The 22,646-nt window shown below is 57.9% G+C and carries 22 protein-coding genes and 2 pseudogenes; 3 read left to right on the forward strand and 21 right to left on the reverse strand.

What is annotated here, in order from left to right; translation table 11 throughout:
* Positions 1–29: 29 nt before the first annotated feature.
* Positions 30–1,232 carry a hypothetical protein gene (locus AC0V6Z_RS12005; protein ID WP_472638705.1) on the reverse strand — a complete coding sequence of 401 codons (1,203 nt, stop codon included), beginning with the start codon at positions 1,230–1,232 and terminating at the stop codon, positions 30–32.
* Between the two features lie 87 nt (positions 1,233–1,319).
* Positions 1,320–1,628 carry an Hpt domain-containing protein gene (locus AC0V6Z_RS12010; RefSeq protein WP_472638706.1) on the reverse strand — a complete coding sequence of 103 codons (309 nt, stop codon included), beginning with the start codon at positions 1,626–1,628 and terminating at the stop codon, positions 1,320–1,322.
* Positions 1,629–1,698: 70 nt separating this feature from the next.
* Between AC0V6Z_RS12010 and AC0V6Z_RS12015 the strand changes: the two genes are divergently transcribed.
* From AC0V6Z_RS12015 to AC0V6Z_RS12025, 3 genes are read left to right on the forward strand one after another with little or no spacing between them, the layout of a single operon-like run.
* On the forward strand, positions 1,699–2,259 hold the full coding sequence (locus AC0V6Z_RS12015; protein ID WP_472638707.1) for a hypothetical protein: 561 nt from the start codon (positions 1,699–1,701) through the stop codon (positions 2,257–2,259).
* The gene (locus AC0V6Z_RS12020) at positions 2,201–3,916 is read left to right on the forward strand and encodes a coiled-coil domain-containing protein (RefSeq protein ID WP_472638708.1); all 1,716 of its coding nucleotides are present in this window, start codon (positions 2,201–2,203) and stop codon (positions 3,914–3,916) included. Before AC0V6Z_RS12015 ends, AC0V6Z_RS12020 begins: the two co-directional genes overlap by 59 nt.
* Complete coding sequence (locus AC0V6Z_RS12025) at positions 3,892–4,356, forward strand: hypothetical protein (RefSeq protein ID WP_472638709.1); 465 nt, start codon at positions 3,892–3,894, stop codon at positions 4,354–4,356. The genes AC0V6Z_RS12020 and AC0V6Z_RS12025 overlap by 25 nt, the downstream gene beginning before the upstream one ends.
* Before the next feature lie 31 nt (positions 4,357–4,387).
* On the opposite strand, the gene AC0V6Z_RS12030 is transcribed toward AC0V6Z_RS12025, so the two are convergent.
* The 19 genes and pseudogenes from AC0V6Z_RS12030 to AC0V6Z_RS12120 form a co-directional block, all read right to left on the reverse strand.
* A complete protein-coding gene (locus tag AC0V6Z_RS12030; protein ID WP_472638710.1) occupies positions 4,388–4,672 on the reverse strand; it encodes a DUF1467 family protein in 285 nt (94 codons plus the stop codon).
* Positions 4,672–6,333, reverse strand: a pseudogene (locus tag AC0V6Z_RS12035) (ribonuclease J). The gene AC0V6Z_RS12030 and the pseudogene AC0V6Z_RS12035 overlap by 1 nt, the downstream one beginning before the upstream one ends.
* Positions 6,334–6,343: 10 nt before the next feature.
* Positions 6,344–7,121: pseudogene (locus AC0V6Z_RS12040) on the reverse strand (type III pantothenate kinase).
* 6 nt (positions 7,122–7,127) lie between these two features.
* A complete protein-coding gene (locus AC0V6Z_RS12045) occupies positions 7,128–7,859 on the reverse strand; it encodes a biotin--[acetyl-CoA-carboxylase] ligase (protein ID WP_472638711.1) in 732 nt (243 codons plus the stop codon).
* A gap of 30 nt (positions 7,860–7,889) precedes the next feature.
* The gene (gene nuoN, locus AC0V6Z_RS12050; protein ID WP_472638712.1) at positions 7,890–9,368 is read right to left on the reverse strand and encodes an NADH-quinone oxidoreductase subunit NuoN; all 1,479 of its coding nucleotides are present in this window, start codon (positions 9,366–9,368) and stop codon (positions 7,890–7,892) included.
* Positions 9,368–10,921, reverse strand: coding sequence for an NADH-quinone oxidoreductase subunit M (locus AC0V6Z_RS12055; RefSeq protein ID WP_472638713.1), 1,554 nt, complete (start codon positions 10,919–10,921; stop codon positions 9,368–9,370). Before AC0V6Z_RS12055 ends, nuoN begins: the two co-directional genes overlap by 1 nt.
* A gap of 15 nt (positions 10,922–10,936) precedes the next feature.
* A complete protein-coding gene (gene nuoL, locus AC0V6Z_RS12060; protein ID WP_472638714.1) occupies positions 10,937–12,928 on the reverse strand; it encodes an NADH-quinone oxidoreductase subunit L in 1,992 nt (663 codons plus the stop codon).
* A 7-nt stretch (positions 12,929–12,935) separates the two neighbouring features.
* Positions 12,936–13,256 (reverse strand): NADH-quinone oxidoreductase subunit NuoK, encoded by a 321-nt coding sequence (gene nuoK / locus AC0V6Z_RS12065; protein ID WP_472638715.1) that lies wholly within the window; start codon positions 13,254–13,256, stop codon positions 12,936–12,938.
* Complete coding sequence (locus tag AC0V6Z_RS12070; RefSeq protein ID WP_472638716.1) at positions 13,253–13,876, reverse strand: NADH-quinone oxidoreductase subunit J; 624 nt, start codon at positions 13,874–13,876, stop codon at positions 13,253–13,255. Before AC0V6Z_RS12070 ends, nuoK begins: the two co-directional genes overlap by 4 nt.
* A gap of 26 nt (positions 13,877–13,902) precedes the next feature.
* Positions 13,903–14,391, reverse strand: a complete 489-nt coding sequence (nuoI, locus tag AC0V6Z_RS12075) for an NADH-quinone oxidoreductase subunit NuoI (RefSeq protein ID WP_472638717.1) — start codon at positions 14,389–14,391, stop codon at positions 13,903–13,905.
* Positions 14,388–15,437 carry an NADH-quinone oxidoreductase subunit NuoH gene (gene nuoH, locus AC0V6Z_RS12080; RefSeq protein WP_472638718.1) on the reverse strand — a complete coding sequence of 350 codons (1,050 nt, stop codon included), beginning with the start codon at positions 15,435–15,437 and terminating at the stop codon, positions 14,388–14,390. Before nuoH ends, nuoI begins: the two co-directional genes overlap by 4 nt.
* Positions 15,438–15,653, reverse strand: a complete 216-nt coding sequence (locus tag AC0V6Z_RS12085) for a hypothetical protein (protein ID WP_472638719.1) — start codon at positions 15,651–15,653, stop codon at positions 15,438–15,440.
* The gene (gene nuoG, locus AC0V6Z_RS12090; protein WP_472638720.1) at positions 15,650–17,668 is read right to left on the reverse strand and encodes an NADH-quinone oxidoreductase subunit NuoG; all 2,019 of its coding nucleotides are present in this window, start codon (positions 17,666–17,668) and stop codon (positions 15,650–15,652) included. The genes AC0V6Z_RS12085 and nuoG overlap by 4 nt, the downstream gene beginning before the upstream one ends.
* Positions 17,668–18,138: a hypothetical protein gene (locus tag AC0V6Z_RS12095; RefSeq protein ID WP_472638721.1), complete on the reverse strand. Its 471-nt coding sequence runs from the start codon at positions 18,136–18,138 to the stop codon at positions 17,668–17,670. Before AC0V6Z_RS12095 ends, nuoG begins: the two co-directional genes overlap by 1 nt.
* A gap of 148 nt (positions 18,139–18,286) precedes the next feature.
* Positions 18,287–19,579 (reverse strand): NADH-quinone oxidoreductase subunit NuoF, encoded by a 1,293-nt coding sequence (gene nuoF / locus AC0V6Z_RS12100; RefSeq protein WP_472638722.1) that lies wholly within the window; start codon positions 19,577–19,579, stop codon positions 18,287–18,289.
* Positions 19,569–19,754: a hypothetical protein gene (locus AC0V6Z_RS12105; RefSeq protein ID WP_472638723.1), complete on the reverse strand. Its 186-nt coding sequence runs from the start codon at positions 19,752–19,754 to the stop codon at positions 19,569–19,571. Before AC0V6Z_RS12105 ends, nuoF begins: the two co-directional genes overlap by 11 nt.
* A gap of 91 nt (positions 19,755–19,845) precedes the next feature.
* Positions 19,846–20,514, reverse strand: coding sequence for a complex I 24 kDa subunit family protein (locus AC0V6Z_RS12110; RefSeq protein ID WP_472638724.1), 669 nt, complete (start codon positions 20,512–20,514; stop codon positions 19,846–19,848).
* A complete protein-coding gene (locus tag AC0V6Z_RS12115) occupies positions 20,507–21,427 on the reverse strand; it encodes a hypothetical protein (RefSeq protein WP_472638725.1) in 921 nt (306 codons plus the stop codon). Before AC0V6Z_RS12115 ends, AC0V6Z_RS12110 begins: the two co-directional genes overlap by 8 nt.
* Positions 21,424–22,641 carry an NADH-quinone oxidoreductase subunit D gene (locus tag AC0V6Z_RS12120; protein WP_472638726.1) on the reverse strand — a complete coding sequence of 406 codons (1,218 nt, stop codon included), beginning with the start codon at positions 22,639–22,641 and terminating at the stop codon, positions 21,424–21,426. The genes AC0V6Z_RS12115 and AC0V6Z_RS12120 overlap by 4 nt, the downstream gene beginning before the upstream one ends.
* Positions 22,642–22,646 lie beyond the last annotated feature (5 nt).

Raw genomic sequence — 22,646 nt, forward strand, 5'->3', positions numbered from 1 at the left:
CCCCGTTGCCCGCCTCTCAGCATGCAGTGTTACTCGCGCGTCGTTTCAGCTTTCTGAAGACGCAGCAAAGCATGCGCTAAAGCGCCTAGCGCAAGAACGGCAATCCCCGCTGTCAGCTGTCCGAAAATGGCACATGTCCCGAGGACTGCGAGCTGGAGCGCCCGGTCGCTCCAAAAAGGGCGCCAATGGGCGCCTTGAGTGGCTGATGCGAGGTGGAGCAGGCCTATCGCCAGCAGGGGCAAAACGAGTGTTGAGCCAGCGGTCTCCATCCCGCCATACATGCCAAGGCACAGCGCGAAAGCGATAAGAATATCGCGCAAACCACTTATAAAACGCGATTGTTTGGCGCCTTCAACATACCCATAGAGCGCCGATTTGAGCCGCGTTCCCGCATCAGAGAAGGCCAAGGCCAAGGCTCCGAATGCTCCAGCGAACAAACCGCCCACGGAATGATCAAGCCAAGTTGTCCCAACCATGGTGACCATGCTTGCGATCCCGATGGTGGCGGAAATTGTCGGCCCGCGCTCCAATCCGGCGGGTGCAGTTTTTGCGGCGAGCAACGCTGCTGCAGCTTGCGACGGGCCCGTCCATGGCACGCTTTGCGCACTGCGCTCAATGAGAGCGACCTGACGCTTCTGCAGCCCCTCCGCATCAGTTGCGAGCAGTAATCCGCCGCCATTCAGGCTCTCTGCATCCACAGAAACGCTCTTTTCGCCTGCTTGCAGCGCCAATCGCAGCAACATCGACATCGTTTCGCCATCACCGGGCAGATCAGCGAGCTTTTCCGCCAATCTGCCGGGCACAATCGCCAGCCCGGCCCAGGCACGTTCCGCGTCAATCCGTTCAAAGTCACCGGCATGCTCTTGGGCTAAACTGCTGCTAGCGGGAATGGTCGCGATCATGCGACCTTGCTGATTGAGCGATGCCGCAGCTTTTGGCTCCATCACGAGGCCATCCAGTATCATCACCAGGTCCTGATCCGCTGTTATCAGTCCAACCAGTTGCAAAGGGCCTTTAATCGCGTGGAATTGTACCCCGGCGGTCTCTGCCTCGTGCTGAATATTGAGAATTTCAGTCCCTGGCGCATCACACAGGCAGATTACCCGTTCACACCCAAGCGCTCTGACAAGATCAAATTGCCATGCCAGCAAGCTGCGGCCAGCAAGCGGAAGGAACGCACGAATGTCGCCCGTCTCTGTGCGTTTCAGCGCGGCTAATAAGGCGGTACGCACGACTAATCACCTCCGAATGCCTTCCGGGGGTAATGCCATTGGGCGCGCTATGCCAAGCGGCGGCATCGCGCTTTTACCGATAATCTTTTAGCGCTGTTGTCCGGAAACCTGCGCCAGAACGTCTTCAATCGCGCGGATCGCGGCGGGTTCACCGGGGGCGCTTACCAAAGCATCTTCTGCTGCATTCAGCAGCTCTTCTGCGTGAAAGCTGGCGGCCAATCCTTTGAGGCGCATGGCGGCAACGTGCCAATTGCCGTCGCAGCGAGAGCGTTTTAGCAGGTCAAGCTGCCGATGGGCGCTCTCAATCAGAGCTTTACGCAGTTCACCCCGCAAAGCCGGATCATCACCGGCTGCGGCCGCTAGTGTTGCATCAAGAGCACCATTTTCATACGCCATATGCCTCGCTTTATCGTGAGAGAGTTAATGCGGGGTTTATCCTTTGTGGTTGTGTGGTATTTAACCATGCATGTCTGGCGAACCACATATCCGGGCCGTAGGGTCCGAAGCCGCGCAGGACGCGCTTAAGCAAACCGTCGAAGGCGAAGAGCTGGAGACCAACCTCGAAGCCGAGGATAGGGCCGATTTATCGGACGACTTCAGCGAAGAATATTTGCTGGAGGAAGAGGAATATGCCCCGCCCCGCCCGCGTTTTGGCTGGCTCGTGCCGACCCTGGCGATCGCGGCTATTGCGACATGGACCGGATTTTATATCTGGGCTTTGCGCGGCGAACTTCTTAACGTTTCTAGCACGCCGCAGCAATGGACCAAGTGGATCATTGATTGGTCTGTGCCGGTTCTATTGATCGGGATTGCATGGCTGGTGGCAATGCGCAATTCGAGCCGGGAAGCACGCCGGTTTGCCGATACGGCTGCGATGCTTTCCGCCGAATCTGCTGAGCTTGAAACCCGTCTTGGTGTGGTAAACCGCGAGCTGAGCCTCGCACGCGAATTTTTGGGAAGCCAGTCGCGTGAGCTGGATCTCGCTGGGCCGAATTGCCAGCGAACGGATATCTACTCACGCAGATGAGCTGCAAACGCTGATCCAGAAGAATGGCAAGCAAGTCGACCGGATTGGTAATGCAAGCGACACAGCGCTCGCCAATATGAGCCGCCTGCGCGACGATTTGCCGGTTATCGCGACATCGGCGCGAGATGTCTCCAACCAGGTTGGGAACGCTGGGCGTACCGCGAGCGACCAGTTGGAAAAGTTGATTGCCGGATTTGATCGCCTCAACGACTTTGGCAAGGCCAGTGAACAGCAGGTCAAAGCGCTGAGCGACAAGGTTGATGAGACTTTGACCGGGTTCGAGGCGCAAATGGCGCAGATCGAAGAGCAGACCGCCGCGCGCTTTGCCGTTCTCAATGAGAAGACCGATGCCTATCGCACCGAGCTCGACAACCGCGAAGTGGGCGCGCTTGCGGCCATGCGTCAACGGGCGGATCACCTGCGCGAAGGCTTGTCTGAGTTGGACGGCGACTTTGCCGAGCAAGAAGAGAAGTCGCTGACGACGCTGAAGGCCCGGATTGCGCTGCTACGCGGTGAAGGTGAGGCATTGGCCGCCAGCCTGCGCGAAGCAGAAGCGGAATCACTGGATGCCCTGCGCAAATCGAAAGACCAATTGCGCGATGAAATCACCGAGGTCGTCCAGAACCTGGAAGAACTCGATGCCAAGGCCGCACGCGCCGCGACCGAGCGGTTCACAGGTTTGAATGCCGAGGCAAGCCGGTTTGAACAAACTCTCGCTCAACGCGATCTATCCTTTGCCGAAAACATGGCCAAGCGTCAGGACGATTTTGACACGCGTGAAGCGCAGGCAACCGAAGTGTTGGCGCAGCGTTTGGCGGAGCTCGACGAGACCCTGTCTGAACGGCGTGAGGCTCAGATCGCCGAGGCGGAGAAACTGGTAAGCCACGGTCAGGATATGGCCGAAAAGCTCGACCAACTTAGTAGCCTGTTTGTGAATATCACTGAGCAAGGCGACAGTGCGCGTGCCAGCGTGGACGCCGGGCTAGCGACGTTGGGTGAGCAATTGGCGGGCAATCGCACTGAGCTGGCTGAAACAGAGCAACAAATCGTTTCTCTGACGGAAGGGGGCATACGCCTGCTTGAAATCATCCAATCGGGTGCGAAGCAAGCGCGCGAAGACTTTGCGCAAGCGGTTGAAGCGTCATCTGAGCAATTGTCTGAGGTTGAAAACCGCACCTTCATGCTGAGCAAGAGCATGGGCGAGACGACCCAGCATGGCGATGCCCTCGCCTGCCATCTGGAAACAGCGCAGGCGCACATAAGCGAAACTGACAGCTCGATTGAGGCGCTTCATATCAAGCTGGGTGAGCAGACAGAGGATACTATCGCGAAACTCCAAGGTCTTCGCGGCGGATTGGCGAAACTTTCGGATGAGAGCAATGCGCTGTCTGGTGAGACACAGCAGCAGCTACGAGAGGCTATTATCTCGCTCGAGGTGGCAACGCACTCTGCCTTCGCCACCATCGAAGACGGCGCGCGCGATCGGATTGGCGCGCTGGCTCAGAACATGGGCGCTGAAGCTGTCGCGACATTGGAGAATACGCTGCGCAGCGAGAGCATGGAGGCGGTTGGCCGGTTGGAAGAGACCGCAGCGCAGGCCTCTAGCAGCCGAGCCGCGAAGCTGCGGTGCAATTGCGTGATCAGCTGTCAAAGGTGAACGAGCTGACCGGCAATCTTGAACAGCGCGTGACGCGCGCCCGCGAGCTGGCCGAGGAACAGGCCAACAATGATTTCTCGCGCCGCATGGCTCTCATCACAGACAGCCTCAATTCCAATGCGATTGATATCACAACGGCGCTATCCACCGATGTGACCGACACCGCTTGGGAGGCCTATCTGAAAGGGGATCGCGGGATATTCACGCGCCGCGCCGTGCGGATCATCGACAATGGTGAAGCGCGCGAGATCGCAGAGCTGTATCAGTCAGACGACGTGTTCCGGGGCAATGTCAGCCGGTACATCCACGACTTTGAGGCGATGCTGCGATCGCTGCTGTCCACGCGCGATGGCAATGCGCTGGGCGTGACCGTGCTGGGCTCTGACATGGGCAAGCTCTATGTCTTGCTGGCTCAGGCGATTGAGCGGCTGCGCAACTGATCTCAGCTGTCAGCAGCGGGTGGGAGCGGATTTACCGCTGAGTTTGCTCAGGCGGCTCTGGGAAGATGTTCATATCGTCTGGGCCGATCCAGCCATATTCGTAGTTGAGCACGAATAGCACCGTCATAACGCTGGAGATGATGGTCGCCCGGATCAGCAGTTTCCCGGGACGGAAATTGGCCGGTGCGCTTTCTGCCTGCCCAGGAATGCGGGCCTCGCCGACCTCATCATGTGTGCGAATGCCAAATGGCAGCATCATGAAGGCTGTCATCACCCAGAACAGCAAGTAAATCGCAGCAATCGAAGCCCACTGCATCAGCGCGCGCCTTTGCCGTCCAATCCGGGCAGGATTATGCGCACTTGTGGGCGTTTGCCAGACCAGCGCTGCGCTGCGCGGCGCGTTGCGAGCCGGGCAGCCTCTGAAATCTCAGCAATATCGCGGCCTTTGAGTTTGCGCACTGCTTTCATCACGTCGGCCTTCGCCTCGGCGATAAAGTCCGGCATATCCTCGTCTAGCGGCAGGCCGAGTGCTTCAATCTCGGATTCACCATTCGGCGCAAGAACCACGAAGATTACACCTTCACGCGCGAGCCGCTGCAGCGCATGACAATCGCATCGCCATCAGCGGGCGCGATGATATCCCCATCAAGAACGAGGCGGCCATTGCGCACCTCGGCGAGCTTACCCGGTTCGCCGGGAGCCAAGCGGACGATGTCGCCATTGGCCTGCACGATGTTGTGCGGAATTCCATTGTCTTTGCCGACCCGCGCCTGCTCCATCATGTGGCGCATTTCGCCGTGTACGGGCACCAGCACTTCGGGACGAATCCAACTGTAAAGCGCTTCCAGTTCAGGCCTGCCAGGGTGGCCAGAGACGTGGATCTCGCTCTGACGGTCGGTCACCATCGTGATACCGCGCCGTGCGAGCTGGTTTTGTACCTTGCCAATCGCGATCTCATTGCCGGGTATCTGGCGGCTTGAAAATAGCACGACATCGCCGCTGGTGAGCGAGATCGGGTGGTTCTCATCCGCTACCCGAGAGAGGGCCGCGCGAGGCTCCCCCTGCCCGCCGGTTGCCAGGATTAGGACTTCGCCGCGCGGCAGGCTCATCGCCGTGTTCCAATCGACCGTCTCGGGGAAATCCTGAAGATAGCCATTGTCCTGAGAGACCTCGATAATGCGGTCGAGCGAACGCCCAGCGACGCACAATTGCCGACCGGTTTCGCGGGCGACATCGCCCAACGTCTGGAGCCGCGCCACGTTTGAGGCGAAGGTCGTTACCATCACCCGCTTGCCAGTGTGTTTCGCGACCTCCTCCATCAGGCCGCGATACACGCCGCCCTCTGAGCCGCTGGGATTCGGATTGAAGACATTGGTCGAGATCGCAAACCAGGGCGAGCACGCCCTCATCGCCCATCGCTTTCAGCTCTTCCTCAGTGGTCGGTTCACCGATGATCGGCTCTTCGTCGAGCTTCCAATCGCCGGTGTGAAATATTCGTCCGTGTGGGGTATCGATCAGTAGGGCGTTGCCCTCTGCAATCGAGTGCGCCAGCGGGACATAGGTGATGTCGAACGGGCCGAGCGAGATTTGGCCGTGGTCTTCCTCGATAATGTTGAGCTCAACCTGACCGGTCAGCCCAGCTTCTTCCAACTTGCGAGCCACCAAATCGGCGGTGAACGGCGTTGCATAGAGCGGTACGCCCAACTCGCCGGCGAAATAGGGGACCGCGCCAATATGGTCCTCATGCGCGTGGGTCAGCACAATGCCGAGCAGGTCTTTGGTACGTTCCTCGATAAACTCAAGATCGGCGAAGACCAGGTCGAGACCGGGATATTCATTGCCGGAAAAGGTCATGCCTAGGTCCACCATCAGCCACTTGCCTTTGCAGCCGTAGAGGTTGACATTCATGCCAATTTCGCCGGACCCGCCCAGAGCCAGAAACAGCAGTTCGTCTTCAGGAGTGAAGTTCTTTTTCACGTAAGGTCTATTAGCTCTCAGCTTGCTCGGCGAGGATCGCCAAGCCTTGAATGGTTAGATCTGCATCGACGTAGTCGAAGATGTCAGTCGCATCGTCAAACAGGATTGCGAGGCCGCCGGTTGCGACCACTTTGGCTGGGCGGCCTATCTCTGCGCGCATACGCTCAACAATGCCCTCCATCATCGCGACATAGCCCCAGAACACACCGATCAGCATCTGGTCCTCTGTGTTGCGGCCAATAACGCTGCGGCTGTCGGGCGCGCGGATCGCGATACGGGGGAGCTTTGCCGTTTTGCCAACCAATGCATCAAGCGACAGATTGATCCCCGGCGCGATTGAGCCGCCCTTGTATGCGCCATTGAAATCGATCGCTTCAAACTTGGTCGCAGTGCCAAAGTCGATGACGATCAAATCGCCGCCATATTTTGCATGCGCAGCGACGATGTTGAGCGCGCGGTCTGCGCCGAGCGAACTGGGCTGATCGACATCGATCTCAAAACGCCAAGCGGCTTCGCCCTTGCTAGGCGAACAGTGGTGTGATCTTGAAATACTTCTGCGCCAGAACGGTGAGGTTGTGGTCGGCGCGCGGTACGACGCTGGCGAAGATGATTTGAGTGACCTCTTCGCGCGCAACGCCTTCGATCTCCAGCAATTGGAGCAGCCACACTGCATATTCATCGCCGGTTCGACGCGGGTCGGTCGCGATGCGCCAGCGTGCACGCACATCCTGCCCGTCGAACAGAGCAAAGACGACATTGGTGTTTCCGACATCGGCGGCGAGCAACATGGGCGGTTATCCTTGAGCAATCATGGAGACGTCGCCTGCGTGAATAGTGCGCATCGCCCCATTCTCCAAACGTAGCAGCAAAGCGCCTTCACTATCGAGGCCAGCGAACTCGCCGGTAACCGGGCTTTCATCGCCAGGCGTTAGCGACAGCCTTGAACCGATTGGGTGTGCGCGGCCAGTCCAATCATCGAGTGTTGCGGAAAGGCCAGCGTTGCGCCAGCGCGCCAACCGCGCATCGAAGCTCTCTGCCAGAATGGAGAGCACCAACTCGGCACTGCCGCCGTGCTTGCCATTTTCATAAACTATAGATGTGGTTTTGCGATCCGGCATTTCTGGCGCGTGGCAGACATTTATGCCGATGCCCACGACGATGGTATCGCCGCTGCGTTCGAGCAAAACGCCAGAGATTTTTGCGCCATCCACCAGCACGTCATTGGGCCATTTGAGGATGATGGGAGCATTCGGCAGCAGGCTGCGCTCCAGCGTATCGAACACGGCCAAGGCAGTGACGAAGCTGAGCGTGTGCGGGGCAGGATCACCCTCGCCGATGGTCACCACGGTGCTGCAAAACAGATTGCCATTGGGACTTTCCCATTTGCGCCCCAACCGCCCTCGCCCGCCGGTTTGACGCTCGGCTCTTAGCCAGTAACCTTCGGACAAAGCCTCGCCGTGCTGCAAACGCATGAGCAGATCGGCATTGGTCGATCCGGTCTCGGCAATGGTTTCAATATTGGTCAAGGGCGTCGCTGCTGAGCTTCCTCTGCCGCGTTACCCGACTAGAAACAGAGCTTCGGCAGCCTTGTTTGCCAGATCGGTGATCGACGGGGTCAGCAGATAGCCAAGCGGCGAGATGATCAAAGTGGTGATGATCAGGACAATCCAGTGCGACAGGTCGCTCTTGCCCTTCACCAGTCCCACTTCATCATCGAAGAACATGACCTTCACGAACTTGATGTAGTAGAACGCGCCGATCACGCTGGCGGCAATCGCGATTGCACCAAAGGCGACGAGGCCCGCCTCAACGGTGGCCTGAAAGATCACGAACTTGCCGTAGAAACCGAGCAGCGGCGGGATGCCAGCCAGACTGAACATCAGAGCTGCGAGGCACCATGCGATGACAGGTTGGGTGCTGTTGAGGCCTTTGATATCGTCAAAGGTCTCGTACAAAGTGCCGTCTTCGCCGCGCAGCATCAGCAGGGCGACAAAGCTGCCCAGTGACATGGCGACATAGATGAGGAGGTAGACCATCATCGCGCTCGCCCCGGCGGCGTTGGCCACTGCGAGACCCAGCAGGATAAAGCCAACATTGTTGATCGAAGAATAGGCTAGCAGACGTTTCAAATTGTTCTGACCGATCGCACCCAATGCGCCGACGATGATTGACGCCAGAGCGACAAACATAACGATCTGACGCCACGCGTCGGATTGCTCGCCGAACACCTCCAAAGTGACCCGCGCGGTCAGCGCCACGGCGGCAACCTTTGGCGCGGTGGCGAAGAATGCAGTGACGGGCGTTGGCGCGCCCTCATACACATCCGGGGTCCACATGTGGAATGGGACAGCGGCGATCTTAAAAGCAAGGCCAGCGAGCACAAATACGAGGCCGAACAAAGCGCCTGTTGCCAGCTCCCCAGACAAACCAGCGCGAACCGCGCCAAATTCTGTGCTGCCAGAGAAGCCATAGAGCAGGCTCATACCGTACAGCAGGATGCCGGATGCCAGCGCGCCGAGCACGAAGTACTTCAGGCCCGCCTCAGACGAGCGACCATCATTTCGCAGCACCGATGCCAGGACATAGGCGGCCAGACTGTTGAGCTCCAGACCGAGGTACAGGGTCATGAAATCACTGGCCGAGACCATAATGCTCATGCCGAGTACGGCGAACAGCACGAGGATCGGATATTCCGCGCGCATTCCGCTTTCATTGCCATTGTTGGCGGTCGCGAAATAGGCTGGCGCAATCATCAGACAGCCGATGGCTGCGAGATAGATCATCGCCTTCGCAAACAGGGCAAAGGCATCGGCCCGCATCAAAGTGCCAAAGGCATAGGTGTCGAGGCCCATAACCCCGCTGTGGAGGCCAGGTACCAGCATGAAGCCAGCGCCAAACAGAGTGGCCGCCGCGAGGATAGCGATCGGCCGCGCCATCTTGTCACCGCCAAAGGCCGCAACCAGCAACAGGATCAGGCCAGAGGCCGTCAGCAGCAATTCAGGCGCAATCAGCGCGAAGGAAGTTGCGTAGTCCATCAGTGGGCGCCCTCACCCTCTCCATGTTCTGGTTCTGGCACCGCATTGGCGGCGGCCTCACGCGGCGGACCGGCTTGAAGCTGGCTGTCGCCCTCTGGTGCAGCCGAAGCGAGCCGTGCGTCCAGCGTCGCGATATCTGCGCGCATGGGCGCAAGGAAACTCTCTGGATAAACGCCCATCCACAGCACGACGGCGGCGATTGGTGCCAGCATGGCCCACTCGCGCTTATCGAGGTCGAGCATGGCGGCGGCGTCTGCATTCTTCTGATCGCCAAAGGCCACGCGGCGGTAGAGATACAGCATGTAGCCCGCACCCAGAATGATGCCCGTGGTGCAGATCAGCGCGACCCAGGTCGACACCTGATAAATGCCTGCAAGCGAGAGGAACTCACCCACAAAGCCACTCGTGCCCGGCAGACCAATGCTGGCCATAGTGAACAGCAGGAAGAACAGCGCGTAATACGGCATGTTGATCGAAAGCCCGCCGTAACGGTCAATCTCTCGCGTGTGTAGCCGGTCGTAGATCACGCCAACACACAGGAACAATGCGCCGGAGACCAGCCCGTGGCTGAGCATCACGATCATCGCGCCTTCGAGGCCCTGAATGTTGAAGGCGAATAGACCGACTGTCACAATCGCCATGTGGGCAACCGATGAATAGGCAATCAGCTTCTTCATATCGTGCTGCACCAGCGCCACGAGCGAGGTGTAAACCACCGCGACCATCGACAAGGCGAACACCAGCCACGCAAGCTGAGCGCTGGCATCTGGGAACATCGGCAGGCTGAAACGGATGAAGCCATAGCCGCCCAGTTTAAGCAAAACACCGGCAAGGATCACGGAGCCCGCCGTGGGTGCCTGAACGTGTGCATCGGGTAGCCAGGTGTGCACTGGCCACATCGGCATCTTCACCGCGAAGCTGGCGAAGAACGCCAGCCACAGCCACGTCTGCGCGCCAACCGGGAAGTCATATTGCATCAGCGTCGGGATGTCTGACGTGCCGGCCTCTGCCACCATCCAGAACATTGCGATCAGCATCAAAACCGAGCCGAGCAGCGTGTAGAGGAAGAACTTATAGCTAGCGTAGATGCGGTTATCGCCGCCCCACACGCCGATGATCAGATACATCGGGATCAGGCCAGCTTCGAAGAAGATGTAGAACAGGAACAGATCCTGCGCCGCAAACACGCCGATCATCAACACTTCCATAAACAGGAAGGCGGCCATGTATTCACCGACGCGTTTCTGGATCGCGGTCCAGCTGGCCATGATGCAGATCGGCATCAGGAACACACTGAGCATGATCAGCATCAAGGCGATGCCGTCGATCCCAAGTGCGTATTTGAAACCTGCAAACAGGTCTGCGCTTTCCGCGAACTGCCATTGCGGGCCGCCGATTTCGTAATTGGCCCACAGCAGCACGCCGAGCGCGAAGGTGACCAAAGTGCCAATCAGAGCGAGCCAGCGCGCCGCATTTGCGCCGACGAAGAAGCATCCAATGCCTGCGGCCAATGGCACAAGCATCATGAGCGAGAGAATTGGGAAGCCGTCCATTATTCCATGCCCCCCTTAGAACAAGACCCATGTCACAGCGGCCACCAGCCCCAGCAACATGATCAATGCGTAAGTGTAGAGATAGCCCGACTGGATCGTCTTGGCTGCGACCGAGCTGCGCTCAACCACCCATGCGGCCCCATTTGGACCAAAGCGATCGATTGTGCCGATATCGCCCAGTTTCCAGAATTGACGGCCAAACCAGAACGCTGGCTTGACGAAGATCGCGTCATAGAGCTCGTCGAAATACCACTTGTTGTAAACGAAGCGGTGGAGCCACGGGAACGCGGCGACGAACTTCGCCGGAATGTCTGGCTTCGCGATATAAGCGACGTAGGCACCGACAAAGCCAATGATCATTACGATCAAGGCTGAGTACTTCACCCAATATGGAACGGCGTGCATCGCGCTCATCAGGTTTTCATTGTAGAAGATAGAGCCAGCCCAGAACGCTGCATCGTCGAGGAAGCTTGGCGCAAATGCCTGGCCAGCAGCAACTGCGCCAATGGTGAGAAGACCAAGCGGGATCAGCATCGTGATCGGGCTTTCATGCGGGTGATACCCGCCGGTTGTGTCTTCGCCAGCCTCAGCAGGTGTCTTGTGGACGGTATGCTGAATATGCTCGCTCTCAATCCAGCGCGGTTTGCCCCAGAAGGTAAGGAACATCAGACGCCAGCTATAAAAGCTCGTCAGCAGTGCTGCGACAACGCCAAGCCAGAAGGCAGTGACCGAAACCTCTGTACCGCGCGCAAAGGCAACCTCCAGCACGGCGTCTTTCGACCAGAAGTCGGCAAAGCCGACACCCAAGTGATAGACGCCAAGGCCAGTGATCGCGAGCGTACCGGCCATCATTGCCCAGAAGGTGATCGGAATGTGTTTCCGAAGACCGCCATAATAGCGCATGTCCTGTTCGTGATGCATTGCGTGGATCACGCTGCCCGCACCCAGGAACAACAGCGCTTTAAAGAACGCGTGTGTGAACAGGTGGAACATCGCGACATTGTAAGCGCCAACGCCAGCAGCAAAGAACATATACCCGAGCTGAGAGCAGGTCGAATACGCAATAACGCGCTTGATGTCCCACTGTGTCGTACCGATGGTGGCCGCGAAGAAACATGTCGCTGCGCCCACAACGGTCACAATCATCAGCGCGGTCGGAGCCGTCTCGAACAATGGCGAGAGGCGGCACAACATGAACACGCCAGCGGTCACCATGGTTGCGGCGTGGATCAGCGCGGAAACGGGAGTTGGCCCTTCCATAGCATCCGGCAACCAGGTGTGCAGCAGCAGCTGTGCCGACTTACCCATCGCACCCACAAATAGCAGGATCGCAATAATATCCATCGTGTAGAGCCGCATGCCGAGGAAGCCGATGCTCGATCCGCTCATCGCGGGCGCGGCGGCCAAAATCTCTGGAATCGATGTGGTTTGGAACACCAGATAAATGCCGAAGATACCCAGCATAAAGCCAAGGTCACCGACGCGGTTCACCACAAAGGCTTTGATCGCAGCGGCACCAGCGGTTGGTTTCTTAAACCAGAAACCGATCAGCAGGTAACTCGCCAGGCCCACCCCTTCCCAGCCAAAGAACATTTGGACAAGGTTGTTGGCGGTCACCAGCATCAACATCGCGAAGGTGAACAGCGAGAGATAGGCGAAGAAGCGCGGCTGATCCGGATCTTCCTCCATATAACCCCAGCTGTAGAGGTGCACGAGCGCGGATACGGTGTTGATGACGACCAGCATCACTGCGGTCAGCGCATCGACGCGCAGGGCCCAGTCGAACGTCATATCGCCCGAACGAACCCAATCGAGCACGTGGACAACCTCAGCCTCTGCGGAGCCGCTGAGGAAGGCGAGGAAGATCGGCCAGCTAAGCGCGGCTGAAATGAACAGCGCGCCAGTGGTGATCGACTTTGCTGCGGCATTGCCGAGCATGCGGTTGCCCAGTCCAGCGATGATAGCTGCCAGTAATGGCAGGAATACAATGATCAGTATCGAATGCATGGACCGATTATCCCTTCATCCGATTGACGTCATCAACCGCGATGGTCCCGCGGTTGCGGAAATAAATCACCAGGATCGCAAGGCCAATTGCGGCCTCCGCAGCGGCTACAGTTAGCACCAGCATGGCAAAGACCTGGCCAGTGAGATCGTTCATGAACGCGCTGAACGCCACCAAATTGATGTTTACTGCGAGCAGGATCAGCTCGACTGACATCAGGATCACGATCACGTTTTTGCGATTGAGGAAGATCCCCAGCACGCCCAGCACGAACAGGATCGCGCCGACGACGAGGAAATGCTCGATACCAATTCCGCCTAAGTCGCTCATAGCTCGACCCCCTCGCCCGTATTCGGGTTCTTCATAACTGTCGCCTCTTCAGGGCGGCGGCTGATTTGCTTGCCGATGTCCTGGCGTCCGCGCGCGCCAGGCTTGGCCTCGCGGTGGGTCAGTACAATCGCGCCGATCATTGCGACCAGCAGGATGATACCGGCAACCTCAAACAGAACGATATATTTGCCATAGAGCAACGTACCGATGGCCTCGATATTGCTCGCGCCCATCGCCGCCTGGCCCGTTCCATCTGGTGTGCCCAGCGTCAGCCCGCCTGCTTGATAGGCACCAATGCCCAGGAACAGCTCCGCCAACAGGATCGCAGCGATTGCCAGACCGAATGGGAAATTGCGGATAAAGCCTGCGCGCATCGCGGCCATATCGATGTCCAGCATCATGACCACGAACAGGAACAGCACCGCGACCGCGCCGACATAAACGATCACCAGCAGCGCCGCGATAAACTCCGCCCCGACCAGCACCATCAGGCCCGCCGCATTGAAGAATGCCAGGATGAGCCACAGCACAGAATGCACCGGGTTGCGCGCCATGATGACCATGACGGCGCTCGCCACGACTAGGCTGGCGAAGAGATAAAAGGCTAAGGTCTGGATCATGGCGTTATCGGCTTTCCGGGCGGCCCCTAGCGATAGGGCGCATCGGCTTCAAGGTTTGCGGCGATTGCGCGCTCCCACTTGTCCCCGTTGGCCAGCAATTTGTCTTTGTCATAGAGTAGTTCTTCGCGCGTTTCGGTCGCATATTCGAAGTTTGGCCCCTCCACCACGGCATCCACTGGGCAGGCTTCTTGGCAGAAGCCGCAGTAGATGCATTTGGTCATGTCGATGTCATAGCGCGTGGTGCGGCGGCTGCCGTCGTCACGCGGTTCGCTTTCAATCGTGATCGCTTGCGCCGGGCAAACGGCCTCGCACAGCTTGCATGCGATGCAGCGCTCTTCGCCATTGGGATAACGGCGCAAGGCGTGCTCCCCGCGAAAACGCGGGCTCAGCGGGTTCTTTTCGAACGGATAATTGATCGTCACCTTGGGCTTGAAGAAATACTTCAAGGTCAGCGCATGCGCTTTCAGAAATTCCCATAGGGTGAAGGATTTGATGAGTTGGGTGACTGAGGTCATTTTACAAAGTGTCCCGTGGCCATAAGGTAGCCTGAGATCAGCGCAACAAACAGCAGGCTCATCGGCAGGAAGACCTTCCAGCCCAGACGCATCAGCTGGTCATAGCGGTAACGCGGTACGGTCGCCCAGATCCAGCTGAACATGAAGAAGAACATGAAGGTCTTCAGCAGGAACCACACGATCCCCGGCACATAATACAGCGGTGCCCATTCAATCGGCGGCAACCAACCGCCCATGAATAGCAGCGTGCACAACGAGCACATCAGCAGGATGTTGGCATATTCACCCAGCCAAAACAGCGCGAAGCTCATTGAACTGTATTCGGTCTGATAGCCTGCAACCAGCTCCGATTCCGCTTCGGTCAGGTCAAACGGCGCTCGCGCAGTCTCTGCCAAGGCAGAGATGAAGAACACCACAAACATTGGGAACAGCAGCGGGTTGATGAAAAAGCCGTTGATCACGCCCAGTCCGTGCCCGCGCTGAGCCTCGACAATGCCGGTCATGTTGAACGTGCCCGCATAGAGCACGACACAGACCAGCACGAAGCCGATCGAGACCTCGTAAGAGATCATTTGCGCGGCGGCGCGCATCGCGGAGAAGAACGGATATTTGGAGTTGCTCGCCCACCCGCTCATCACGACGCCGTAAACGCCCAGTGAGCTGATCGCGAGGACATAGAGCAGCCCGACATTGATGTCGGCCAGCACCACGCCTGCGTCGAACGGGATTACCGCCCACGCGGCCAGCGCCACGGTAAAGGTGATGATCGGCGCGAGCAGGAAGATGCCCTTGTTCGCCGCGCTGGGGATGATGGTTTCCTGCAGGAAGACTTTCAGGCCGTCCGCAAAACTTTGCAGCAAGCCAAATGGGCCAACCACATTGGGGCCGCGCCGCAGCATGATCGCGCCCAGCACTTTGCGGTCGACATAGATCACCATGGCCACGGCCAGCATCAATGGTAGCGATATGAGCAATACGCCCGCAACGGTCGCAACACCCCATGCCCACTCATAGGACATGCCAAGAGATTGGAAGAATTCGGTCATTTACTCTCCCCCTCCATCGCCGCCACCGGAGTCGCCGCCGAAGCTATAATCGTTCCCATATCCATAGCCATCGGGATTGCCGTATCCGCTATCCTTCCATGCTTCGGCATCAGACTCGATTTTCTTCTCTGTCATCCAGAGAGATAACCGGACAAGGCCAAAGACCAATCCGCCCGCAGTGGCCACAGCCGCAAGCACTGTTAGAACGACCATCATTCCGCCGCCTCCCGAACATCTTCATCGTGGAGCAGTTCCGCAGAGCATTGCTGCATCACGTCGCTGGCCCGCGCGATGGGGTTGGTGAGGTAGAAGTCGGCAATCGGATAGCTCTCGATCAGGCCTTCTGCTTTGGCTTTGCTGTCCGCTTTCGGAAGAGCGCCGTAATCGGCCAGGCCTTCTTCGCCCAGCGCGGGCACTTCCGCAATCATCTTGGCTTGCAGCTCCGCAAAGCTGTCAAACCCGACATTCACCTTCAGAGCATCTGCAAGTGCACGCAGGATCGTCCAATCCTCGCGGGCATCACCCGGCGCGAACACAGCCTTTTCGGCGAATTGCACCCGGCCCTCTGTGTTGACGTAGGTGCCGTCCTTCTCAGCATAGCTCGCGGCGGGCAGAATGATGTCCGCCATATGCGCGCCTTTGTCGCCGTGGTGGCCGATATAGACCTTGAGGCTGTCCGCGAACGGCTCGTGGTTCATCTCATCCGCGCCGAGTGACAGCACCACTTTAGGCGCCGCCTTCGCGAGATCCGCCATGCCGCCCGGCACAGTGAAATCGAGCATCAAAGAACCCATGCGCGCCGCCGACATGTGCAGCACGTTAAAGCCGTTCCAATCGCCCGTGACGAGTTTGAACTTCTCGACCAGTTTCAGTGCTGGGCCCAAGGCCCCCTTCGCCAAAGCTGCGCCGCCCAGGATCACCGCCGGGCGCTCTGCCGCCTTCATCGCGTCGCCCAAAGCCTTGGGGATACGGTTCAGCACAGACAGATCGCTGCCCAGGAAGGTCGCGGGATAGGTGGTTTCCCATTCCGGGCCGATCACATAGACCTTTGCCCCGCCCTTCACCGCCTTGCGCAGGCGAGCGTTAAGCAAAGCCGCTTCCCAGCGGACATGGCTGCCCACGATCAGGATGCAATCCGCGGTCTCGATCCCAGCCAGAGTGGAGTTGAAATTGACCGCTGCGATGTTTGACACATCGTAAGTCATGCCGGTCTGGCGAGCTTCGGTTAGGTCCGATCCGCTGGCTTTCAGCAGAGCCTTGGCTGCGAACATGGTTTCGCAATCGACCATATCGCCTGCGACGGCCGCGATGCTGCTCGGTGCGCCCTTGAGCTGCTTTGCGATGGCCTTAAACGCCTCGTCCCAGCTTGCCTCGGCCAGCTTGCCGCGTTTGCGCATAAACACCTTGTCGAGGCGGCGCTTGGTAAGACCGTCGACCTGATAGCGGCCCTTGTCCGACAGCCATTCCTCGTTGACGTCATCATTGACGCGCGGCAGCGCCCGCATGACTTCACGGCCCTTCGAATGCAGCGAGATGTTGGCGCCAATCGCGTCCGACACATCAATGCTGAGCGTGCGTTTCAATTCCCACGGACGGGCCTCAAACGCATAGGGGCGCGACGTCAGAGCGCCGACCGGACACAGGTCGATGACATTCGCGGATAGCTCGTGGCTGGCGGCCTGTTCCAAATAGGTTGTGATCTGCATGTCCTCGCCGCGGTACAGCGCGCCGATTTCATCTACGCCTGCGATCTCTTCAGAGAAGCGCACGCAGCGGGTGCAGTGAATGCAGCGGGTCATGATCGTCTTGATCAGCGGGCCCATATATTTCTCGGTCACAGCGCGCTTGTTCTCACGCTCGTAACGCGAGCCGCCGCGTCCGTATGCAACGGCTTGGTCTTGCAAGTCGCACTCGCCGCCTTGGTCGCAAATCGGGCAATCGAGCGGGTGGTTGATGAGCAGAAACTCCATCACCCCTTCGCGCGCCTTTTTGACCATTGGCGTGTCGGTGCGGATTTCCTGACCTTCGCTGGTCGGGAGCGCGCAGGACGCCTGAGGCTTCGGCGGCCCCGGCTTCACTTCGACCAGACACATGCGGCAATTACCCGCAATGCTGAGGCGCTCGTGATAGCAGAAACGCGGAATTTCCTTACCGGCAAGCTCTGCCGCCTGAAGGACAGTTGCGCCTTCGGGGACTTCGATTTCTTCGCCGTCTACGGTTACCTTAGGCATTATTCAGCTGCCTCATCTCGATGTATCCTCGTAATATCGAAGCCGGGATCAAGACAACAAACATCGTCGAAATTGATCTCATCGGTTAGCGTAGACAAAGAGTAACGGCTTGCAGACATCCGCGATAATTGTTCCCAATCTGATGCGGCTTCACCTGTTTCAATGTCGCTAAGCGGGAAGTAACACGCTGATCCCCCACGGACCGTTGCACCAAAGCTATTTTGAGAATCGAAATCGAGTGCAATGCCCCTCATTCCGGGATTAGGAGCGATGTCCGCAATCGCCTCAGAAACCGAACCGCCACCCATTGCATCGGCGAGAATTTCTTTGCTGACGGGCGTATCCACCACTGCAAAAGAGATCCGTTCATAGCTTGATGGACTCTTCAGTGTCTCCAAAACAAACGCCTCGCATTGCGCGAGGCCGGGATTCTGAAATTCCTCAGCGTAACTGCATGCAGTAAGGCTCATGGAGGACAAGCCAGCTAGTAAAATGGATAATGGCTTCACTCCGCGCCCCCTACCGCTAGCCCGTCATGCTGAACTTGTTTCAGCATAACCTGCACAAAGACGCTATTATCCTGAAACGAGTTCAGGATGACGCTGGACTGTGAATGACTCACTCCGCCGCCTCCGCGAATTGTGCGTTGTGCTCGTGGATGCGTTTTTCCAGCTCTGGGCGGAAGTGACGGATCAGGCCTTGGATCGGCCAGGCCGCCGCATCGCCAAGCGCGCAGATCGTGTGGCCTTCCACCTGCTTGGTCACCTCTTGCAGCATATCGATTTCTTCAATCGCGGCATCGCCTGTGCGTAGCCGCTCCATCATGCGCCACATCCAGCCAGTGCCCTCGCGGCATGGCGTGCATTGGCCGCAGCTCTCATGCTTGTAGAAATAGCTGAGACGCGAGATCGCGCGGACGATGTCGGTGGATTTATCCATCACAATGACTGCCGCTGTGCCCAGGCCTGAACCAAGTTCTTTCAGCCCGTCAAAATCCATCGGCGCACTGCGAATTTGTTCTGCTGGCACCAAAGGAACAGACGAACCGCCCGGAATCACCGCGAGCAGATTGTCCCAACCGCCGGTAATGCCGCCGCAATGCTTCTCGATCAGCTCCTCAAACGGGATGCTCATCTCTTCTTCGACGACGCAAGGGCGCTCTACATGGCCGCTGATCTGGAACAGCTTGGTCCCGTGATTGTTCTCACGCCCGAAGGAATTGAACCACGATGCCCCCCGCCGAAGGATCGTCGGCACGACCGCGATACTCTCAACATTGTTGACCGTGGTGGGGCAGCCATAGAGGCCCGCGCCCGCTGGGAAAGGAGGCTTCAGCCGGGGTTGCCCTTTCTTCCCTTCAAGACTTTCAATCATCGCAGTTTCTTCGCCGCAGATATAGGCGCCTGCGCCGCGGTGCATGAAGACGTCAAAGTCATAGCCAGAGCCGCTGGCATTCTTGCCGATCAGTCCAGCGTCATTGGCCTCGTCGATTGCCTTTTGCAGGGTCTCGGCCTCGCGAATGTACTCTCCGCGAATGTAGATATAGGCCGCGCGGGCCCGCATGGCGAAGCCAGCGATCAATGCGCCTTCGATCAGCTTGTGCGGATCGTGGCGGATAATCTCGCGGTCTTTGCAGCTGCCCGGCTCAGATTCGTCGGCGTTGATGACGAGGAAGCTTGGACGGCCGTCTTTACTTTCCTTCGGCATGAACGACCATTTGAGACCGGTTGGGAAGCCTGCCCCGCCCCGTCCGCGCAGGCCCGATTCCTTCATCTCATCGATGATCGCATCATTGCCGCGCTGGATCAGCGCCTTAGTGTTGTCCCAATCGCCGCGCGCCTGCGCCGCCTTCAGGCTCCAATCCTGGAAGCCATAGACATTGGTGAAGATGCGGTCCTTATCAGCCAGCATCGGTCAAATCCTTCTTTTTCGCCATCTTTAGCTGCCGCAAAGCCAGCATCTGAAATGCAAGGCCCGCGGCCATCAATATGATGCCAGTCGTCCGCTCGCCGGTCGCAGACAGATACGCGCCCGCGCCAAAGCCGCCGAGGCCGGCAATTGTGTATACGAGCGTGGCGCCGTTCACTGTTCGTCGTCCATGTCTTTGCCATTGGCGAGCGCGAACGCGACTACGCCAAGGGCCAAAGCGACCACGCCGAGAGCAATCCAGATTGCCATCACCACTCACCCCGGTAATCGTGGTTGGCATCGACCATATCGGTGAGGTTGCTCAGCGCATTTGCCGGCTCTGACGTGTGGCGGCCGGGTTCCTGCGTGCCGGTCTTGGGTTGCTCCCCCTTGGCCAGCGCATCCAGCACCGTGTCGAGGCGTTCTGGTGTCAGATCTTCGAAATTGTCATCGTTGATCTGGACCATTGGGGCAGTTGCGCAATTGCCCATGCATTCCACCTCGGTCAGGGTCCAAAGGCCATCCTCGGAGACCTTGCCGAACTCCATCCCACGCTTCTTACAAGCGGAGATGATGTTATCCGACCCGCGCAGCATGCACGGCGTCGTGCCGCACACCTGTACGTGATATTTCCCGACGGGCTTCATGTTGTACATGAAATAGAAGGTCGCGACCTCAAGCACGCGGATCACCGGCACATCGATATATTTCGCGACATATTCGATCACGGGCAGCGGCAACCAACCCTGCGTCTCAGTCTCCTCGCCAACCTGACGCTGAGCGAGATCGAGCAGTGGCATTACCGCCGATTTCTGCCGCCCATCCGGGTATTTGGCGATATGGTAGTCCGCCTTTTTGCGGTTCTCTTTCGTCCATTCGAAAGAGCCCCAGCGTGCGCGGAGTTCCGGCGTATCAGGTGCGGGTGTACGATCAGCCATTAGTCTTTGCCCTCCTATTGGCTTCGACCATCTTTTCCTGCGTCTGATAGCGGAACCAGTAAATCAAATACCCCCAATCACTGGCTCCAGGGTCTCTGATGTTCATATGCGCCTCAAGCTGCTTTCCCGGCTCCTCATAATACCACGTGCAATTGGCTAGTCGCTCTGTTGGTTCCGTTTTACAAAACCAATGGGTGGGTTGGCCGAGTTCAGCATGAATAAAGCCAACAGCTTGTTTGAGCACATCGTCCGCCTCTTCTTTCGATCGACCTAGATCCCACACTTTCTCGACATATCGTTGCTCCAAATGCGGATCAAAAAAGGCGAATGTTAGCTCTCTGTAGGCACCATGTCCCAGTGCGAAAGCCGACAGATCTTGTCTTGCAAGCCCTTCTGCGAATCTATCGGCAAACTTTAACCGCTCGTCATGTTGCTTCGTATTTCGCTCTGCCAGCCATGCTCGACCTGATTCCGATAACGGCGCGATGGGGGGTGGCGGGACCGAGAACGAGGTGAATTTGCGCTCAAGTTCCTGAAATTCTGATTTAAAAAAGATGTCGGCCATCACGACGGTTCTTCCCGATTTTTCGGGGACTAACCTGCCTCGATATTTCTTTTTGCCGCATTTCCACTCATACAAATAAAAATCATAGTCCCGGAAACGGTCGCGCTCGATCTCTTTGGCCTTGCAACCTGAAAGTGCAGAAAAAACCTCGCCTCTTTCTCCAAACTGCTTCGTGAAAAACTGCATTGGCTCCACTGCTGACACCAACCATTTAAGCTCAGCAATATTGTTAGCTTGAAGCGCAGCAATAGTGGCCTCTACAATTGGGCTGTCCACAGGCTCTGGCCTTTCGGCAAACGCTGGGACACCGGCAAAGATGCCGACAACAAAAGCAACTAACAGCCTCACCGGTCGCACTCCCCGAAAACCACATCGATTGCGCCAAGAATGGCGGTCGCGTCGGGCAGCATGTGGCCTTTGCTCATCATATCCATCGCTTGCAGGTGGCTGAACGCGGTTGGGCGGATCTTGCAACGGTATGGCTTGTTGCTGCCATCGCTGACGAGATAGACGCCAAACTCGCCCTTCGGGCTTTCAGTGGCGACGTAAACCTCGCCCTCCGGCACGTGAAAGCCCTCAGTGTAGAGCTTAAAGTGGTGGATCAGGCTTTCCATCGATTGTTTCATCTCACCGCGTTTTGGCGGGGAAACCTTGCCGTCCTGGCTCGCAATCGGCCCTTCGGGGATTTCGGCAAGGCATTGCTTGATGATCTTGGCGCTTTCATAGACTTCTTTCACGCGCACCATAAACCGGTCATAACAATCGGAATTGGTACCGACAGGAATGTCGAACTCCATCCGGTCATAGACATCGTAGGGCTGCGATTTGCGCAGGTCCCACGGGATGCCAGCGGCGCGGATCATCGGCCCGGAAAAGCCCCATGCAATCGCATCATCGCGGCTGACCACGGCGATATCGACATTGCGCTGTTTAAAGATGCGGTTGTCGAGCACCAGGCTCATCGCGTCGCCAAACAATTCCGGCAGGCGATTGTCGATCCAATTGCCCATATCGACGAGCAATTTCTCAGGCACATCCTGATGTACGCCGCCGGGGCGGAACCAGGCAGAGTGCATGCGCGCGCCCGATGCCCGTTCGAAGAAGTTGAGGCAATCCTCGCGCAGCTCAAACACCCACAGGTTCGGCGTCATCGCGCCGACATCCATCACGTGCGCGCCAATGTTGAGCATGTGGTTGCAGATGCGTGTAAGCTCCGCAAACATCACCCGCAGATATTGCGCGCGTTCTGGCACTTCGATGTTGAGCAGCTTCTCAATTGCCAGCACGTATGAGTGCTCTTGGCAAAGCGGAGAGCAATAATCCAAGCGGTCAAAATACGGCAGCGCTTGCAGATAAGTCTTATGCTCGATCAGCTTTTCGGTGCCGCGGTGGAGCAAGCCAACATGCGGGTCGACCCGCTCGATCACTTCGCCGTCCAGCTCCATAATCATGCGCAGCACGCCGTGCGCCGCAGGGTGCTGAGGCCCGAAATTGATCGTGTAATTGGTGATGACATCGCCGTCAGTGGTCGGCGATTCTTCGATTTGTATGCCGTGGCTCATGATTT

This window comes from Erythrobacter sp. SN6-5 (assembly GCF_057364945.1).

Bases quoted from the DNA above. Each gene is read 5' to 3' on its own strand.
- AC0V6Z_RS12030 (WP_472638710.1), bottom strand. From the start codon at position 4,672: ATGCAGTGGGCTTCGATTGCTGCGATTTACTTGCTGTTCTGGGTGATG.
- nuoH (WP_472638718.1), bottom strand. From the start codon at position 15,437: ATGACCGAATTCTTCCAATCTCTTGGCATGTCCTATGAGTGGGCATGG.
- AC0V6Z_RS12120 (WP_472638726.1), bottom strand. From the start codon at position 22,641: ATGAGCCACGGCATACAAATCGAAGAATCGCCGACCACTGACGGCGAT.
- AC0V6Z_RS12085 (WP_472638719.1), bottom strand. From the start codon at position 15,653: ATGATGGTCGTTCTAACAGTGCTTGCGGCTGTGGCCACTGCGGGCGGA.
- AC0V6Z_RS12095 (WP_472638721.1), bottom strand. From the start codon at position 18,138: ATGAGCCTTACTGCATGCAGTTACGCTGAGGAATTTCAGAATCCCGGC.
- AC0V6Z_RS12010 (WP_472638706.1), bottom strand. From the start codon at position 1,628: ATGGCGTATGAAAATGGTGCTCTTGATGCAACACTAGCGGCCGCAGCC.
- nuoG (WP_472638720.1), bottom strand. From the start codon at position 17,668: ATGCCTAAGGTAACCGTAGACGGCGAAGAAATCGAAGTCCCCGAAGGC.
- nuoF (WP_472638722.1), bottom strand. From the start codon at position 19,579: ATGCTGGCTGATAAGGACCGCATCTTCACCAATGTCTATGGCTTCCAG.
- nuoN (WP_472638712.1), bottom strand. From the start codon at position 9,368: ATGGACTACGCAACTTCCTTCGCGCTGATTGCGCCTGAATTGCTGCTG.
- nuoK (WP_472638715.1), bottom strand. From the start codon at position 13,256: ATGAGCGACTTAGGCGGAATTGGTATCGAGCATTTCCTCGTCGTCGGC.
- AC0V6Z_RS12070 (WP_472638716.1), bottom strand. From the start codon at position 13,876: ATGATCCAGACCTTAGCCTTTTATCTCTTCGCCAGCCTAGTCGTGGCG.
- nuoL (WP_472638714.1), bottom strand. From the start codon at position 12,928: ATGCATTCGATACTGATCATTGTATTCCTGCCATTACTGGCAGCTATC.
- AC0V6Z_RS12055 (WP_472638713.1), bottom strand. From the start codon at position 10,921: ATGGACGGCTTCCCAATTCTCTCGCTCATGATGCTTGTGCCATTGGCC.
- nuoI (WP_472638717.1), bottom strand. From the start codon at position 14,391: ATGACCTCAGTCACCCAACTCATCAAATCCTTCACCCTATGGGAATTT.
- AC0V6Z_RS12015 (WP_472638707.1), top strand. From the start codon at position 1,699: ATGTCTGGCGAACCACATATCCGGGCCGTAGGGTCCGAAGCCGCGCAG.
- AC0V6Z_RS12110 (WP_472638724.1), bottom strand. From the start codon at position 20,514: ATGGCTGATCGTACACCCGCACCTGATACGCCGGAACTCCGCGCACGC.